The sequence below is a fragment of the Stieleria magnilauensis genome (assembly GCA_007753675.1).
In the GTDB taxonomy this organism is placed as follows: Bacteria; Planctomycetota; Planctomycetia; order Pirellulales; family Pirellulaceae; genus Stieleria; species Stieleria magnilauensis.
This window is the reverse complement of record CP036432.1, coordinates 5,970,399-5,987,732: the sequence shown is the minus strand read 5'-3', so window position 1 is coordinate 5,987,732 and position 17,334 is coordinate 5,970,399. Positions and strand designations below refer to the sequence as shown.

At 52.6% G+C, this 17,334-nt stretch carries 15 protein-coding genes; 10 read left to right on the top strand and 5 right to left on the bottom strand.

Annotated elements, in window-relative coordinates; genetic code table 11:
• Window positions 1-79: 79 nt before the first annotated feature.
• Window positions 80-1,660 carry a DNA methyltransferase gene (locus tag TBK1r_RS21115; RefSeq protein ID WP_145215046.1) on the top strand — a complete coding sequence of 527 codons (1,581 nt, stop codon included), beginning with the start codon at window positions 80-82 and terminating at the stop codon, window positions 1,658-1,660.
• Window positions 1,661-2,065: 405 nt separating this feature from the next.
• Here TBK1r_RS21115 and TBK1r_RS21110 read toward each other — a convergent pair whose 3' ends face one another.
• The gene (locus TBK1r_RS21110; RefSeq protein WP_145215043.1) at window positions 2,066-2,653 is read right to left on the bottom strand and encodes a c-type cytochrome; all 588 of its coding nucleotides are present in this window, start codon (window positions 2,651-2,653) and stop codon (window positions 2,066-2,068) included.
• Between the two features lie 347 nt (window positions 2,654-3,000).
• On the opposite strand from TBK1r_RS21110, the gene TBK1r_RS21105 reads away from it, so the two are divergent.
• From TBK1r_RS21105 to TBK1r_RS21085, 5 genes are all read left to right on the top strand, one after another.
• Complete coding sequence (locus TBK1r_RS21105) at window positions 3,001-5,385, top strand: heavy metal translocating P-type ATPase (protein ID WP_145215040.1); 2,385 nt, start codon at window positions 3,001-3,003, stop codon at window positions 5,383-5,385.
• A gap of 107 nt (window positions 5,386-5,492) precedes the next feature.
• The gene (locus tag TBK1r_RS21100; RefSeq protein WP_145215037.1) at window positions 5,493-6,437 is read left to right on the top strand and encodes a bestrophin family protein; all 945 of its coding nucleotides are present in this window, start codon (window positions 5,493-5,495) and stop codon (window positions 6,435-6,437) included.
• 457 nt (window positions 6,438-6,894) lie between these two features.
• A complete protein-coding gene (locus TBK1r_RS21095) occupies window positions 6,895-8,346 on the top strand; it encodes a TolC family protein (protein ID WP_419580233.1) in 1,452 nt (483 codons plus the stop codon).
• Between the two features lie 97 nt (window positions 8,347-8,443).
• Window positions 8,444-9,865: a multicopper oxidase family protein gene (locus TBK1r_RS21090; protein ID WP_145215031.1), complete on the top strand. Its 1,422-nt coding sequence runs from the start codon at window positions 8,444-8,446 to the stop codon at window positions 9,863-9,865.
• A 312-nt stretch (window positions 9,866-10,177) separates the two neighbouring features.
• Window positions 10,178-10,870: a VIT1/CCC1 transporter family protein gene (locus TBK1r_RS21085; RefSeq protein WP_473772444.1), complete on the top strand. Its 693-nt coding sequence runs from the start codon at window positions 10,178-10,180 to the stop codon at window positions 10,868-10,870.
• A gap of 271 nt (window positions 10,871-11,141) precedes the next feature.
• On the opposite strand, the gene TBK1r_RS21080 is transcribed toward TBK1r_RS21085, so the two are convergent.
• On the bottom strand, window positions 11,142-11,957 hold the full coding sequence (locus TBK1r_RS21080; protein ID WP_145215028.1) for a copper resistance protein B: 816 nt from the start codon (window positions 11,955-11,957) through the stop codon (window positions 11,142-11,144).
• 70 nt (window positions 11,958-12,027) lie between these two features.
• Window positions 12,028-13,878, bottom strand: a complete 1,851-nt coding sequence (locus TBK1r_RS21075) for a copper resistance system multicopper oxidase (RefSeq protein WP_145215025.1) — start codon at window positions 13,876-13,878, stop codon at window positions 12,028-12,030.
• A gap of 152 nt (window positions 13,879-14,030) precedes the next feature.
• Between TBK1r_RS21075 and TBK1r_RS21070 the strand changes: the two genes are divergently transcribed.
• On the top strand, window positions 14,031-14,360 hold the full coding sequence (locus TBK1r_RS21070) for a class I SAM-dependent methyltransferase (RefSeq protein ID WP_145215022.1): 330 nt from the start codon (window positions 14,031-14,033) through the stop codon (window positions 14,358-14,360).
• A 74-nt stretch (window positions 14,361-14,434) separates the two neighbouring features.
• Here the strand turns inward: TBK1r_RS21070 and TBK1r_RS38865 are convergent, their stop codons facing one another.
• Together TBK1r_RS38865 and TBK1r_RS21060 are read right to left on the bottom strand one after the other, a co-directional pair.
• On the bottom strand, window positions 14,435-14,683 hold the full coding sequence (locus tag TBK1r_RS38865; RefSeq protein WP_419580232.1) for a VOC family protein: 249 nt from the start codon (window positions 14,681-14,683) through the stop codon (window positions 14,435-14,437).
• 61 nt (window positions 14,684-14,744) lie between these two features.
• The gene (locus TBK1r_RS21060; protein ID WP_419580231.1) at window positions 14,745-15,068 is read right to left on the bottom strand and encodes a MerR family DNA-binding protein; all 324 of its coding nucleotides are present in this window, start codon (window positions 15,066-15,068) and stop codon (window positions 14,745-14,747) included.
• On the opposite strand from TBK1r_RS21060, the gene TBK1r_RS38860 reads away from it, so the two are divergent.
• From TBK1r_RS38860 to TBK1r_RS21050, 3 genes are all read left to right on the top strand, one after another.
• On the top strand, window positions 15,040-15,399 hold the full coding sequence (locus tag TBK1r_RS38860) for a hypothetical protein (RefSeq protein ID WP_419581623.1): 360 nt from the start codon (window positions 15,040-15,042) through the stop codon (window positions 15,397-15,399). The genes TBK1r_RS21060 and TBK1r_RS38860 overlap by 29 nt on opposite strands.
• A gap of 873 nt (window positions 15,400-16,272) precedes the next feature.
• Entirely contained in the window at window positions 16,273-16,899 is a 627-nt protein-coding gene (locus tag TBK1r_RS21055) for a DUF488 domain-containing protein (protein WP_145215016.1), read from the top strand.
• Window positions 16,892-17,332, top strand: a complete 441-nt coding sequence (locus TBK1r_RS21050) for a DUF488 domain-containing protein (protein WP_145215013.1) — start codon at window positions 16,892-16,894, stop codon at window positions 17,330-17,332. Before TBK1r_RS21055 ends, TBK1r_RS21050 begins: the two co-directional genes overlap by 8 nt.
• Window positions 17,333-17,334 lie beyond the last annotated feature (2 nt).

Below are 17,334 nucleotides of genomic sequence, written 5' to 3'. Positions count from 1 at the left end.
GTCAACAGGCAGTGTCGCGTACTCCCGACACCAACTGAGTGGCACAACAGTGTCCTTGTTAACAATAGGAGAGCGAATAATGAACATTGAAAAGCTGGAAGAAAGCGTTCGGTCGCTCGTAACGAAACTGGACGAAGAGTCGTTCATTTACAATCTATTGCTGGCCTACGGACAACCCAAAGCTTCGATTTCTCGTCTGAAGAAAGGCGATTACAACCGTTCGGACAATACTGGCGAAGTTGTCTGGAAGAAGAAACTGGCGTTCAAGCATGAAGCGATGGGCGATCTGCACGAAGCGGTCGATAAAATGCAAAATGATGTTGCAGTTACAAAGCACCATCCCCGTTTCATTGTCGTCACCGATTTCGAGACGCTCTTGGCGGTCGATACCAAAACGGACGATTCGCTGGAAACGCCGATTGTCGATCTGGCGAATCACTTTGACTTTTTCCTGCCCTGGGGCGGACTCGAAAAAACGCAATTACAAAGCGAAAACCCGGCGGACGTCAAAGCGGCTGAGAAAATGGGTCGGCTGTACGACCTGATTCTGGAGGACAATCCGCCGCAAACGGACGCCGATCGACACGCTCTGAACATTTTCCTGTCACGGCTGCTGTTCTGTTTCTTTGCTGAAGACACCAACATCTTTGAATCGGATCTGTTTACCAATTCCGTGGCCTCGCACACGGATGAGGATGGCAGCGATTTGCAGCCCTATTTGCAGAAGCTGTTCAGCATACTCAGCACGGAGGAACGCTCGAAGTTCCCCGCATTCCTCCAGAAGTTCCCGTACGTCAACGGCGGCTTGTTTTCGGACGAGTATCCGGTTCCGACGTTCGACGCCAAGTCGCGGAAGATCATCCTTGAGTGTGGCGAGCTGAACTGGAAGGCGATCAACCCCGACATATTCGGCAGCATGATTCAGGCCGTTGTTCATACAGGCGATCGTCGCGAAGTTGGCATGCATTACACCTCGGTGCCAAATATCATGAAAGTGATCAAGCCGCTTTTCCTGAACGATCTAAGGGAGCAACTGGAGAAGTCAGGCACGAGTAAGCCGAAACTGAAAGCTTTACTGGAGCGGCTCTACAACCTGCGAATATTCGACCCGGCTTGTGGCAGCGGCAATTTCTTGATCATCGCTTACAAAGAGCTGTGTAGGCTGGAGATTGAAGCCTTTCGGAACTTGGGGAAGAGCGGCAATAGCGTGCAGATGGAATTGTTCCGCAGCAACATTCAGTTGACTCAGTTGTACGGTATCGAGCTAGATGACTTCGCGCATGAGACGGCTAAGCTGTCACTTTGGTTGGCCGAGCACCAGATGAACCTAGAGTTTGAACTGATTTTTGGTGCAACACGCCCGACATTGCCTCTGCAAGACGGCGGGAACATTGTCTGCGGGAACGCGACACGTTTGGATTGGGAATCAGTTTGCCCCAAAGTCGAAAACGCAGAAATACTGATACTGGGCAATCCACCGTATGCAGGGCAGCGAAACCATACGGACTTTCACCGCCAAGACATGGGGCATGTTTTTCGGTCTCACGACAACTTCAAAAAGCTGGACGATCAAACCTGCAATACATTCGTCATGAATCAACGTTTGTCATTCTGGCGACGAAAGGAGAGCATCGCTTTTTCGATGAAGAATCGAACCTGATTCGTGACATTCGCCGCGTTCCCATTCGCTACGCCGGTTACTCGATCAGCTACAAGCCGGGCGGACGCAAAAAGGACGGCAGCAACGACGACCGTTGGCACGCCCATGTCGAAATTGACCGCGACCAATATCTTGACCTGAGAGCATGGTTTTCAGAACGGGCGTTGCGGCATTCAACCGACCAACTCACCAAGGCGTTTTACAATCTTCCCATTGCACCTTACGCTCCGGTCAGACGTCAGATGTTGATGATGCTTCGCGAAGTCAACCGGGTTCGCAAAGTCTCCGGACGAAAACAACTGTCGCATGAGATACTACCGCTGCGAAGACGAGTCGTCCGACCTTTCGAGGAACGGGCGAGTCGTCATGATTCTATTCCAGTGGACGAATCTCGTATCGCTGTTGTCAATGGGCATGGTCGATAGAATCGACGTGGTGCCCCTGCGGCTCAGAGTTGCGATCTGTCCCAGAGTGTTCATGACCTGATCCGAGCGTTTCTCTGAGTTGGCTCTGTTGCTCTTCTGAGAGATTGGGCAGTTCGCGGACAAAGCTAACAATTTTCCAGATGTCATCATCGGTATGTGTTAGATCCAGGGCCGGCATTCCCGTCATCCGGATGCCGTTCTTCACGATCCAGAACAGTTCATTATCGCTACGTTCGTTAAGCGTTTTAGTCAGGTCTGGTGCTGGTGGATTGAGGCCCTTGGCGAATTCTTTCGGTGGGACGCCGGGAGCACCATGACATGCGAGACAGGTATCGGCGTAGTGATGAAATCCAGACGTAATGGCCTTAGTATCGGCAGCGTACGGATTGATTGTATTGGGGACTCTCCATGCCATTGAGCGTTCAATGGCGAACTCCGCGAATGCGGCTTCAGCGCTGCTTGGCCCAGACGTTGCTGCGAAATTGATAAAGCCAGCGGCAATCACAAGCAATGGAACAGCTACGGAAGTGACGATGCCGAGTAGAAATCCCTGCCAGAATCGCTTCATATTGTATTACCTCGAAGGTGGTTGTCAGATTAAACCGTAACACGGAGTAACGTAAATCTGCCAGAAATTGAACTCCCGAGAATTTTGGCTCATTCCAGAGAATACCATTGATTCGCGATAAAAACCGAACCAAGGAGAAAGTCGTTGGCAGCACAGCCAGTGGATCAAATCCAGCTTTCTGGGGGATCATCTTCTCCTTGTCTGTTTCGTTCATCTGATCAAACCGCTCACTGAGCCCTCTGAGCCCTTGGCTTTTCGACGCAAACGGCATACCGTATGGGGGTATTTGGCGTAGAATTAGCAGGAGAGATCGGGAAAGGCCATGACACAGATCATAGAGGGATAAAATGAGCAAAACGGACACTCAAACAACTGACCCCGTCTGCGGCATGACGGTCGATCCGGAATCAGCGCGGTCGTCGAGCTACCATGGCGAGGGCTTCTTCTTTTGCAGCGAGTCCTGCCAGCAGAAGTTCGACGGTGATCCCTCGGCGGTGCTCACAAAAGCTGCTCAACGACAAGCCGAACAACAGGAAGAAACTCACTCCACGCATAGCTGTTGCTCTCAAGGCGGAGCCAAAGGGGCAACTGAGAAGAAGGAGGCCAGCGACCCGGATGCCATCTACACCTGTCCGATGCATCCCGAGGTTGAGCAGGTTGGTCCGGGTGACTGCCCTATCTGCGGCATGGACCTTGAGCCGAAATTCGTTGACATGGCGGATGAGGGAGACGAGCAACAGTACCGTGACATGAAGCGTCGATTTTGGGTCGGAGTTGTTCTGTCAGTGCCGCTGCTGATACTCGCGATGGGACCAATGGTCGGTTGGAATCTCGCTGAGGCGATGTCAGACATCGTTTTCGGCTGGTTGCAATTCACCTTGGCAACGCCTGTTGTGTTCTGGTGTGGTTGGCCGCTGCTGGTTCGTGGAGTGAAGTCGTTTCGTACGATGAATCTGAATATGTTCTCTCTGATTGCCGTGGGGACGCTGGCGGCGTTTCTGTTCAGCCTGTTCGTTGTGCTGTTTCCGGCAATGATCCCGGAGGCATTCTTCGAGAACGGAAAACCGCCACTCTATTTTGAAGCGGCTGCGGTCATCATCACGCTGGTTTTGCTGGGACAGGTGCTGGAACTACGTGCCCGACAACAGACTGGCGGAGCGATTCGAGAACTGATGCAGCTTGCTCCCGAAACGGCTCATCGGATTACGGATGATGGCGAGGAAGAGGTTGCACTCGGCGATGTTCATCAAGGCGATCAACTTCGCGTACGCCCCGGTGAAAAAGTGCCGGTCGATGGGACAGTTGTCAGCGGAAGCAGCAGTGTTGATGAGTCGATGCTCACGGGTGAACCGATCCCGGTGAAGAAAAGTGAAGGTGATGAGATCACTGGTGGAACACTGAACCAGACTGGTGCTTTGGTGATGGAAGCCGTAGGCGTCGGCGGTGACACTGTGTTGCATCGCATTGTGCAGATGGTGGCCGAAGCTCAGCGCAGTCGTGCCCCGATTCAGAAACTGGTTGATGTGGTATCGCGGTACTTTGTCCCGGCTGTGATCGTTTGTTCAATTCTGGCTTTCATTGGCTGGTCAGTGTTTGGTCCGGAGCCTCGGTTTGCTCATGCGTTTGTAGCGGCGGTGGCGGTGCTGATTATTGCATGTCCTTGCGCTTTGGGCTTGGCAACACCGATGTCGGTGATGGTGGGCGTCGGTCGTGGGGCGAAAGAAGGCGTGCTAATCAAGAATGCCGAAGTCCTTGAAGTGATGGAAAAGGTGGACACGGTTGTCGTTGACAAAACAGGTACGCTAACTCAGGGGCGTCCCGAAGTGACAGGCATCGAGACGTTTGTTGATTGGGATGAAAAGGAAGTCGTGAAACTTGCTGCTGCCGTTGAAGCTCAAAGCGAACATCCTTTGGCCCAAGCGGTGGTTCGGAGGGCCAAGACCGATGAGCTATCGGTCCCCGATGCGGTTGATTTCAACAGCATCACCGGCGGTGGTGTTCAGGCGAGTGTTGATGGTCAACAAGTGTTGATTGGCAAAGCGGACCTGCTCGATGATCAGTCGATCGGTGGCGTGGATGCGGGACGAGAACGAGCTACGCAGCACCAGTCGGAAGGAGCAACGGTCATCTTCATCGCAATCGACGGCAAACTTGCCGCCGTCATGGCGATCACAGACCCGATTAAGGAAAGCACACCAGCGGCTTTGGAGACACTTCACGAACTTGGCTTGAAAGTTGTGATGCTAACCGGTGACGCCCAGCCGACTGCAAAAGCCGTTGCAGAAAAACTCGGCATCGACGAATTTCATGCGGGTGTTTCGCCAGAAGACAAACACGACTTTGTGAAGCGACTGAAAGACGAAGGCAAAGTGGTCGCGATGGCGGGAGACGGAATCAATGATGCTCCTGCACTGGCCGAATCCAACGTCGGAATCGCTATGGGAACGGGAACCGGCGTAGCGATTGAATCGGCGGGAGTGACACTGGTCGGCGGTGATCTCCGAGGCGTCGCTGCGGCAATCAATCTTAGCCGTAAGACAATGAGCAACATTCGGCAGAATCTTTTCTTCGCATTTACCTACAACGCACTGGGAATTCCGGTAGCGGCTGGGCTGTTGTATCCGTTCTTCGGCGTGCTTCTTAGTCCCATGATCGCGGCAGCCGCGATGAGTCTGAGTAGCGTCTCTGTTATCGCGAATTCCCTCCGCCTAAGAAGTGCTAGTCTCGAATAATACTGCCCCGGAATTATTGGGCAAACGCCGTAGTAAAGTCGATTTACAGCGACTACCTGCGGTGGGGTGATCGCCAGCTAGCAATATCTAATGGAAGTGCAAGTAGAATGATCGTTACAGACAAGTCGAGTTGGTTACGCATGGTTTTTGCGGTCCATGGGACGACTTTGGCGAAGGTTGGGCCACGACTGGCCTTTGTCATTGGTTGTGCTTCGTTGATGACGTACTTGTCGATAGTGCTTGGAGTCCACACGTATTCGCTGACAACCGCCCCATTCACGATAATTGGCTTGGCTTTAGCCATTTTCCTCGGTTTTCGCAACGGTGCAGCCTACGATCGATACTGGGAGGGCCGGAAGCTGTGGGGAGGGATGGTCAATACCACACGCACTTTCGCCATTCAGATTCTCAATGTGATTCAGTCCGTCGATGATCAGGATGCAGATGAATTGGCGGGTTTTCGTAGAGAAACGATTGATCTAATAATTGCCTACGTCAATGCGCTGCGACACAGACTGCGGGATAGCGATGCGAAAGAGGAACTGACTAACGTCTTGGATGAGGCAACTCTGGTGAATCTGAGTCACTATGACAACGTGCCTGTCGCGATCGCGGATCTAATCGGGAAAAAACTTGCGTTTGCAAACCAACAAGGCTGGTTGGACAAGTTCCATGTGCCCATGCTGTACGCGAATCTAGCTGAGATGATCAACGTGCAGGGTGGCTGCGAGCGAATCAAGACGACTCCCATTCCGTTTACATACAGCGTGTTGACCCACCGAACAGTAATGTTGTATTGCCTCGCGCTTCCCTGTGGTTTGCACGATACAGTTGGCATTCTGACGCCGGTGGTAGTTGCGTTTGTGGCGTATGCGTTTCTCGGCCTTGATGCTGTCGGAGATGAGATTGAGCAACCGTTTGGATTCGAGGACAATCACCTCCCACTGTCAGCAATTACGCGAACGATCGAGGTAAATTTGTTGAACTTGGCTGGTGCCAACTCTGCACAAATTCCCAATATGATTCAACCAGATAATCATGTATTGAATTGACAAGAAAATCGACTAGGCGAAACAGGCAGCCCGCGTCGTGATGGCTGACCTTGCTGGTTGCAACATCCGCCGTTATCCCAATGAGTAGTTAGCCGCTGGGTGATGGATTTTCCGGTTCAACGACAGCTCATGTGCGCGCGGCTGAAGTGAAGACATCAAATCATGCTCAGTAGACGGGACGTGCGAATTGCACGGCAGTGAACACTTGTCTCTATTGTCGGTCGCCAGATGGTTTGTCGTTGAGCCAATCTTCCTCCAAGCAGCACTCCACCAATCGGTGGAAGACTCTACGCAGACGGAATATCCGTCAAATATTGAGATTCCCTATACCTAACAGGGGTATTCTTACGATCTCCTTCGGTAGGCGCGGTTATTGCCAGACTTTAACCCTCAGCCTGCCGTCACGCGCATCAAAGGTGGTGCGAGGATGCACGAACACGGATGTTTGGAGAATCATATGATTGGCGACCGACTCATTATCTTGGCATGTTGCATGGCGGTAGTCTGTGGATGTGCCACCGTTAAATCAGACCGACGCACGAATCAATTCAGACCGGCAGCAGTTGAGACGTCCATCACCGACGTTGAAACAGGTGCTGAAGACACTGCCATAAACGCAGAGCTTGTTTCCTACGAAGAGCCCAACGAACTCCCTGCCGTGATTTCAGGGGAGACGTTCGAGAGTGAGGTGCCGTACTCGCTAAGCGATTTTGAGGCGATGGCGATGTCAGGAAATCCGACATTGCAACAGGCCCAATCGCAGGTTACTGCGGCGCAGGGTGCTGCCTATCAAGCGGGACTGTACCCCAATCCGGTCGTTGGTTACTCCGGGGAATACGACAGTATTGCGGCTGGGCGTGACGAGACATGGAACGGAGGATTCATTGCGCAAGAGTTCGTCACGGGCGGAAAACTAAGATTGAGCAGAGAGAAGTGGTGTCAACGAGCAAAGATTGCCCGTACGAACTTTCACGCTCAGCAACATCGGATACTCAATGATGTTCGATCGCAGTTTTATCAGGCACTCGCGGCTCAACGCCTCGTAGGAATTCAACGTGAAATCCTCGCAAACGGCGAGGACAGGGTGCAGACCTACCAGGAAATGCTGAATCTTGGGCAAACCAACCAAGCGGGGCTACTCACCGCGGAAGTTGATTTGCAACGAGACAGGCTCAACCTCAACGCGGTGGAAAATGAATTTGAACATGCTTGGCGACTGCTCGTTGACCTCACTGGGTCTCCAGAGCTGATGCCCGGAATTCTCAATGGGGTAATCGAGCCGGACCAGCAGCCACTTGACTGGGAAACGGCTTTGTCGCAATTGATGGCATCGAGCCCTGAGATACAGGCCGCGAATCAAAGAATTCAGCACGACAGAATTACGGTCGAACGTGAACGGGTCGAACCGATTCCGAATCTATTGTTCGACGTAGCGACAATTCATACACCTGTTACCGACACAACTCAAACGACTTTCAACGTGGGACTGCCGATTCCACTCTTCGACCGGAATAAGGGAACGATCCAACAGGCACAGGCAGACCTATCGCAGTCTCATGCCGAGGCTCAGCGTTTGCAACTGGAATTACGCACGCGGCTCGCGACGCAGTTTCGCGACTACCAAACCTCGTGGAAGCGTGTCGTGGATTATGACGCAGCCATGCTGCCAAAAGCCAAAAAGGCTTATGAGATGCTCGACGACAATTACAGGGCGCGACGTGCAGCTTGGCCGGACGTTCTGATGGCTCAACGGATGTACCTGACTTTGCAGGCTGAACAAACCAGAAACTTGGTGATGTACCGCCAGAACGATGTGGCAGTTCGCGGTATGCTGCTCACTGGCGGGCTGATGACACCTCCGCCACCGGTGGGTGCGGGGCACATTGATGCGGTTGCCAAGCCTAGATAGCCCACGCAAGTATTCATCCGCACCCGCATCAGCACTGTGGCTGGATGCGTCATTCATCGTATCCAGATTTCTACAACAAACAAACGTGAGATTAGAGATGACAAACCCAGAACAGCGTCGGGGATTTATCGCTCAAAGTGCCGCTGCATTAGCCGGACTATTCGCGATAGGGCGTGCAAGTGCGCAAGACGTTCCCCCACAGCACGGCGAACATTTGGGGCACAAGATGAGCGGTTCGTCACAAGAGTTTCCGCGCATGCATGCGGGAACTGGCGGCCCCTTAGGAAGCCCAACGGATCGAGGCAAACTGGTTTCTGGTTATCGCGGGGAAAATCTGGAACCCGTTCCGATGACCACTCCTGATCTCGAAAAACTCCCCTTTACCATGGTGAACGGAGTCAAGGAGTTCCATCTTCGTCCAATGCCGGTCAAGCGGGAGCTATTACCAGGCCAAACATTCAATTTCTACGGATACAATGGTTCGATGCCCGGGCCGACAATCGAAGTCATCGAAGGCGATCGTGTTCGAGTTGTCGTTCACAACGAACTTCCAGAAGCCACGACGATCCATTGGCATGGCCTTGAATGTCCCAACGACATGGACGGCATCCCGTTCATTACCCAGAAAATGATTCCGGCGGGAGGAACAATGGTCTATGAATTTACAGTTCATCAGGCCATCAGCATGGCATACCATGCGCACGTCGGCATGCAGGAGGCGGCCGGCTCCATCGGAATGTTGGTCAGCTATCCCAAAATAGCACCGAGTCCGGCAGTCGACTATGATTTTGGCCTGTTGCTGCAACAGTTTAACATTGCTTCCAACAGCGACGTCGTGAATACAATGGCAATGGACTGGAATTACTTGACGATCAACGGTCGTTGCGGGCCATACACCACGCCACTGTTAGTGAAGCTAGGCTCACGAGTGCGACTGCGATTCTTCAATTTCAGCACCCTTCATCAGCATCCGCTGCACTTTCACGGCCATACTGGTTGGTTAACGGGAACAGAAGGAGGACGTATTCCCGAGACAGCATGGATGCCGCTGAATACCGTGCGAATCGGGATCGGAGAAATTCGCGAAGTTGAATTCGTGGCGAATAACCCAGGCGATTGGGTGATGCATTGTCACATGTTTCACCATACGGCAAACCATATGACTAGTCAGGTTGGGCCGCACATTCGCGACCCAAGTTTGGATGAATACAAAGACGTTCCAGCGTTCCCGCAATTGATGCAGGGTAAGAAGCCCATGAATTCATCGATGATGAAAAAACTGATGGGCCCCCGGGAAACCCACGGCATGGCTGACAAGTGGTTCATGGGCAGCAAAGGCATGTTCACTGTTATCCGAGTTTTGCCGGAACCTTTGTACACAAAGATTACACAAACCAACGATCCGATCCCGGTCGGTGCAAGCCTCTTTTCGGAAGACGGCACTGCAAAACATCAGTCAGGGCAAATGAACATGCCCAACATGAATCACGGTGACATGAAAATGAAACAAAAAGGTTAGATTCCGCCACACTTGAGCACTCCGTTGAATCTCTATGGCAACTCGATGCGGATGCAAATGCCCGGTCACAAGTCGTGACATTCGGGACTTGCTGTTGGTGACTTCTTGGGTGATGCCGCGACACGACCCTCAGGGTGATAAGAACGACCACGATTGCAGCAGCCAGCGACGCCAAAATAGACTCGCTGTCATGGTTGAGCAGAATCAACGTCTCACGACTTATGCAAGGTGAAGTAGCGGAGTTGTTTTTCGTCGGATGCAGTCGCGAAGTAATAGAGGATTGCCTGCCCATTTTGTCTGGAGTATGTGTAGATGATGAGACATTCCGAAACACATCGCACAGATCGAATCGGTTGGTTACGCGCTGCAGTCCTAGGAGCGAACGATGGTATCGTATCAACGGCTAGTCTGGTCGTCGGAGTTGCCGCCGCCGAATCGAATCATAACAATATTATGATTGCCGGTGCTGCTGGAATGGTCGCTGGTGCTATGTCGATGGCGGCTGGTGAGTACGTTTCAGTCAGTTCTCAGTCTGATACGGAGAATGCCGACATAGCACGAGAGCGAGAGGAGCTAGCGTCGACGCCGATTGCCGAACTCGACGAACTTGCGGCTATCTACGTTGAACGTGGTTTGGATGAAGCTCTGGCTCGGCAGGTGGCCCAACAGCTAACTGCCCACGATGCTTTGGGGGCTCACGCAAGGGACGAGCTAGGAATCTCGGAAATCACTACAGCTCGTCCAGTTCAGGCCGCGCTGGCTTCGGCCGCCAGCTTTGCGGTTGGTGCCACTTTACCGCTTGCCGCCGCGTTTTTCTCGCCCGAAAAGATGATCTCGGTCATCGTGACTGTGTTGTCACTATTGTTCTTGGCTTTGCTAGGCGGCGTCTCAGCAAACGCAGGCGGCGCACCAGTTTCAAACGCAGTTGCACGAGTTACATTCTGGGGTGCTTTAGCAATGGCCGCGACTGCTGGAATTGGCATGCTCTTTGGGGTTGCTGCGTAGCACGACCATAACGAACTCGCGATTCATAATGTCGATTGTCAAACTGCCGAAACTGGCTTTCGGCATCGCAAGGTGTACCAGTGCGAACGTGAATCGATAATCACCGCTGCATGAGGACAACAACGCGCTGGGACATGTGAACTTTTCTCAAATCTAACGATAGTGAATGCATCAACGGCGTCGCGTGTCGCGCTCCGTAACACCAGCATGGCGATTGCAAGCGGGATTCAGCGATTAGCGTCAATTATGGCCCATTGCGCCGACATCCACTTTAGAACCAGACGGTCACCCCAAAAACAGCGGCAACGTTACTCACTTGACCTCCGTCATCCTGGACGAGAGTTGCAGTCTGTCCCAAGCTTCTCTTCCAATTGACGCCGATGTACGGAGCAAATTCCCTCTTAATTTCATATCGAAACCTTAGGCCCATATCGAGGTAGTTTAGTCCTTGTCCTACCTGAAGTTCGGCGACATCCTGTACAGCAACCTCTGCTTCCAGTCTTGGCTGCATGATCAGTCTTTGGGTGATCAGAAAATCCGTGGTTGCGGTGAGCCTAGCAGAAACATCAGCGTCCTCACTAACGAATAACGCCAGCTCCGTTTCAAATTCGTACGGTGCAAACCCCTGCACGCCAACGACTCCGAACCAACGGTCTTTGCTTGGACCTGGCCCCCAACGGCGGTCATATCTCGCCCCTATCTGGAAGTCCCAGAAGGGTGCCACTAGTTTGCTGTATAGCGATTGAATCTCAAATTCCCCCTCCGACTGCCCTCGCAACGACTGCTCGCCTTCGGATTTCACCCAGAGCTTCTGATAGTCTGTTCCGAACCAGCCTTGTGTTTCCCATCGGGCGGCATCAGGTCCGTCGTCGCGGAGCCGATACTCCAGCTGCTCGGCACGTAAAAATGTAAAATACCCGTCGTCATGAACCGGCAGCGGCCAGTCATTCGCGGGCTCCTGAACTCGTGAATCGAATTGCAGTGAGGTCTGCGGGGGTGACGTATCTGGCTCGACTTTTTCCAGTGCTGAGGTTTGTGATAGCGTCTGAACGGCTGGGTCACGGGGTATCTCGTCGAGTCGAGTCATTGCGCCCCGCTGTGATCCGCATCCAAAGAGTAACGCCAACGAATTGAGCGCTAGAATGCCCCCTGCGCATCTACGAAACATCGTCTATCTCCGTTTGTGGCGATTCAGTCACCTCAACGACGCGGAACATTCCAGAATCCATGTGGTACAGTATGTGGCAGTGCATCGCCCATTTGCCGATCGCGTCGACGGTGACATCCAATGACACTCGCTCTGCTGGCTTTACATTCACGGTGTGTTTTCGCGGCTGGTGCTTGCCAGCCCCGTTTACCAGCTCCATCCACATTCCGTGTAAGTGGATCGGGTGGTTCATCATCGTATCGTTCACGAAAGTGATGCGTAGCCGCTCGCCATAACGGAACTGAACCGGCTCAGAAGATTCCGAGTATTTCTTGCCGTCAAAGCCCCAGATGTATTTTTCCATGTTGCCAGTCAGGTGCATCTCGATTTCACGTTCTGGTTCAACCTGGACATCAGCGGGCACAAGTCGCCTCAAGTCGGTGTAAACAAGTACGCGGTGCTCTGCGTCGTCAAGGCCGATACCTGGCTGGTCGAGTCGACCTTTTGTGGAGTCCGGGATATTTGTGTTTGCTGGGCCGTGGTTGTCCAAATTGTGCGGGACGGGTTGAGCCCACGTTGGTATTTCTTTCCCGTGTCCGACTTTTGTACCGGACATTTTCTGGCCACTTGTTGTTTTCCTCGCTATCTCCGTGTTACTTATTGCAGACTGTTCTTGCATCCGTCCCATGCCCTTACCCGGGATTACTGACTTCGCTTGCGCCATGTTCATGCTGGCCATTCCTGCCATACCCATGTCCTGCATCCCCAGTAATGGACGTTTGCGTGGTAAGGGAATCTCCGCCGACATTCCCATTTGTGGTGCCAGCGTGCCTCGCGCGTAGCCACTTCTGTCCATAGATTCGGCGAACAACGTGTAGGCACGATTTTCCTTTGGGCGAACCAAGACATCGTAGGTCTCCGCGATTGAAATTCGCAGTTCGTCGACCGTGACCGGCTCAATGTTTTGGCCATCGGCCTGAACAACGGTCATCGCGAGTCCAGGAATACTTACGTCGAAATAGCTTGCAGCTGCAGCGTTGACAAGCCTCAATCTGACCGTCTGCCCCGCCTCATACAGCCCAGTCCAATTTGACTCCGGCCCCATTCCATTCATCAAAAACGTGTAGCTCGCGCCAGTGACGTCAGAAATGTCAGTGGGGTCCATCCGCATGCGTCCCCATGTTGTTCGATTCGCTAGAATTGCCCCGAGTCCGTCCGCTGCTATCGTTGGCTTTTGGAAATTGTAGTAGCCTGCCTTCTTCTTTAACCGAGCAAGAATTCGCATTGGATCCTCGAAAGTCCAGTCGGAGAGCAATACAACGTGCTCAACATCCGATTCGATGGGATCGTTTTCGACAGGTTCAATTACAAGGGCTCCAAACATGCCGAGCTGTTCCTGAAATCCCGAGTGGCTGTGATACCAGTATGTGCCGCTCTGACGAATCGGAAAGTGGTAGGTAAAAGTCTCGCCTGGTGCGATACCTCGGAAGCTTACACCGGGCACGCCGTCCATGTTCGGCGGCAGAATCAGTCCGTGCCAGTGGACGGAGGTGTCCACATCGAGTCGATTCTGTACGCGTATCGTAGCCGTTTCTCCCTCTCTGTATCGCAAGGTTGGGCCTGGAACTGAACCGTTCAATGTGACGGCCTCACAACTACGACCTTCAATGCCCACAGGTCGACGTTCTACGACAATATCTGCTGCTCCCCACTCTTGGCGGCGTGAAATGTTTTTCACGCCGCCAAGGGCAGAGCATCCATTGAGTGCAAGTGAGGCGCATGCCAAACTTGATGTGGTAACAAATCGCCTGCGCGTGATGCCGTGCCGCGCTTGAGCACGGTTTCTCGGTAATCGTATCATTGAATAAAAGCTCCTGTCGATAGAACAGGTACTACGTTTAGGTGCTGTTGTAAACCGAATGGTCACTCGAACTTGCTGGATGTGAGCGGAGTCTTAATATTCCCTGCGGGACAGGAGAGTTGACTGGACGATTGCTTGAGAAATAGCCGCAGTTGCGTATTGCAGGAGTTGATCTCAGTGCTCGTATGCTGGAACAAGCGGCGGCCAAGCACGTGGAATCGCAGGTCGACTTACACGAAGCATGTGTGACAGTACTTCCGTTTCCTGATGGTGAATTCGATTGCGTCTTCTGCATCAATAGCTTTCACTATTTTACAGAGCCGCAATCGTCACTCCTCGAAATCCACCGTGTGATTCGTGAAGGTGGCAGGCTGATTTTGGTCGACTGGTGCGATGACTATTTGGTCTGCAAGCTATGCAGTCTTTCGTTGAGCCTCGCCGACACAGTAGCAGAGGCCATCGGGAGCGACGATGAAGAATAACCGAAAGGTGGTTTCACCATGTTTTTGCGTCTGTATGTCGGGCGTTAGATTCAAGCCACACGCCTGAAGTTCGGCTAGTGCCGCGTCGACATTGTCGACTTCAAAGTAACAGCCGCAAGAGAAGGATCGCCGCCATTCTCGGCCAGTCCAATTTGAATCGTGTCACGCTCAAGCACGACACGACGGCAGTCGTCACCTGATCGGGACGCAACGCGGAATCCCATCTTCGATTCGTAGAACGGAACCGCTTCGTCGACGTTGCGAACGGTTAGGTTCATCGCATCGTCGGCGTACGGGGAGGCACGAAAGAATTTCGCTGACATCGCTATCTCACAGTTTCGTTCGTTAATTGAAGAACGGATTCGTTCGACTCTGTGTCTTAAACTATTTCGCTTGAAGCTCGGTAACGACATGGCAGCGGTCGGACTTCTGATTTTGCTGACATTGCTGCAACGCAGACGTCAACACTTTGCGAACGTGCCGCAGGTCTTTGCGTTTGTCTTCAATGTCGGTTAGTCGAGTCTCGATCAAATTCTGCACACTACCGCAGGTCGGCGTCCTTCCACTCTCGGTAGCCAACAGCGATTTGATGTCTTCCAGCGTGAAGCCAATTGCCTGAGCAGCGCGGATGAACATCAACTTCTTGAGGGATTCATCACTGTAGAGGCGGTAATTTCCAGTGCTTCGCGAAGTGATTCGTGGCGGCAACCAACGTTGCAATCAAGAAAATACAGGAATTTTGACAGCTCCTTTGACTGGGCTGATGATTGCTGAGATGGCGGTGGGCGATGAGCCTTCCTTTCCGCTTGAACCTTTCATGCTTTCACGATTACCCGCTGAGGCAGCCGGCAATCCATCGAGCGTATATTCCCGCTCTATCTGTCGGGTGACCGACCAAGTTTCTAAATCATTCCTCGAACGTTTGACTGACGCGCCAGTTCAGTTGCGTTCACGGAATCGATCCTCGTTGCGAAAGCTGCCCAGTGTTGTCGTGGCAGCCCGATGGCTTCGCAATCGCGACCAAGGCTTTCGATTCTGATTCGACGTCGCTCTTGCACCGGCATCGGTGGCAGTGATTGAGCAAACATGCGATATTGACGCATCGAGAGAAAGTGTTCGCTGACATGTTGGAAAAGGCGAACATCGACGTTCTGGGCGTGTTTTTGTCGCTGGAGGCATCAAGTGGATGAGAAAACGAGAATCATTATCACCGATCTGACTCGGTTCAAAGAGGGCAGCAAGGATGTCTGTACCGCCGGAGTTACGGATGACGGTACGCTGATTCGGCCCTACCCGCCGTACCTGTTGGCCTCAGACTGCGAACGCCTCGACATTCATCCCGGCGCAATTCTGGAAGGTGAATTTACTCCCTCCAACGCAGCACCGCCGCACGTTGAAGACGCCACTTGGGAGAATCTCAACTATATCGACAAGTGTTCCAGCGATGAGTTTCGGTCGGCTCTTCGGACTGGACTGTTTAAGACGATTCAGGAAGGTTTCGAGCATGACCTTCCGCAACGTGAGAAGTGTATTCCTCTGGGCGTAAACCCCCACGCTCGATCATCACGATCAAGCTATCTCCGCAGAGTTTTTCGATTGTTGGCGACGGCTACAATCCTAAGAAGATTCGTGCGAGTTTCTGGGACACAAGTGGAAATCAGTTCTCGTTTGTGAGCATTACAGATCGTGGGTTCGTCGACCAAGCCTCAAAAATACAGGGAGTCCGGTCCGCGATTGCGCAAATGAATTATCACGTGCAATCTCAGAGGGAGCTTTATCTGCGGATTGGCCTGAGCCGTCCCCATCGCGCGAACGACGGGAGGCACGGATACTGGATACAGGTCAACGGCATCTACACATTTCCGGAATACATGGATTACATTCGATGCTATGATGACAAGGAGGAACAATCATGAGCGCACTTCCAATCTTATTTACTATCGGGCACTCGACACGGACGTTGGACGAGTTTGTGTCGCTGCTGAAGCAGAATGAAATCGACGCAGTCGCCGATGTGCGATCAAGTCCCTTCAGCCGCCACATGCCGCACTTCAATCGTGATGCGGTGCAAGAGTCGTTGAAGACGCATGGCATTCAGTACGTCTTCTTGGGCGATGAACTCGGCGCTCGTCGAGAAGAGCGGGAGTGTTACGTCGAAGGCGTCGCGAAATACAAACTGATCGAAAAGACAGCGGCTTTCGCAGAAGGTCTTGAACGGATTCGCAAGGGAGCAAGCAAGTTCCGAATTGCGATGATGTGTGCCGAGAAAGACCCGTTGACGTGCCACCGCACAATTCTGGTTGCAAGGGTACTCAGAGACGAGTACGAACTACGGCACATTGTCACCGAGAACAAAGTGCTTTCTCAGGAAGAACTTGAGCAGGAATTGCTTTCACGCTGGAACATGTCGCATCCGGAATTGTTTCAGCAGCCGGGCGAGGTACTGGACGAAGCCTATCGCAGACAGTCCGACGAGATTGCCTACGCAGTGCCCAAGGATGAATCGACTGCTGAAGGACAGGTGACGGCACATGATTGAGACGTTTACGATTGGGTTTACGAAGAAGTCTGCTGAAACGTTCTTCACAAAGCTGCGTGAGTCCGGCGTTAAACGGTTGCTGGATGTCCGGCTCAACAACAGTTCGCAGTTGTCTGGATTTGCGAAACGCGATGACCTGCGTTTCTTTCTGAAGACAATCGCCGATATTGAATACGAACACGTCCCGGAACTTGCTCCGACGAAAGACATTCTTGATGCGTACAAGAAGCGCGGCGGCGACTGGGAGGTTTACGAGGCCGAGTTTATGGAGCTAATGGCGAAGCGGAGCATTGAAACTCAGCTTGGCCAAGAAGCGTTTCAGTCAAGCTGTCTGCTGTGCAGCGAACATTTGCCGAAGCTCTGTCATCGACGGCTTGTACTGGAGTACTTGCAGGAAAAGTGGGGCGACATCTCTGTCTCACATCTGGTGTGAAG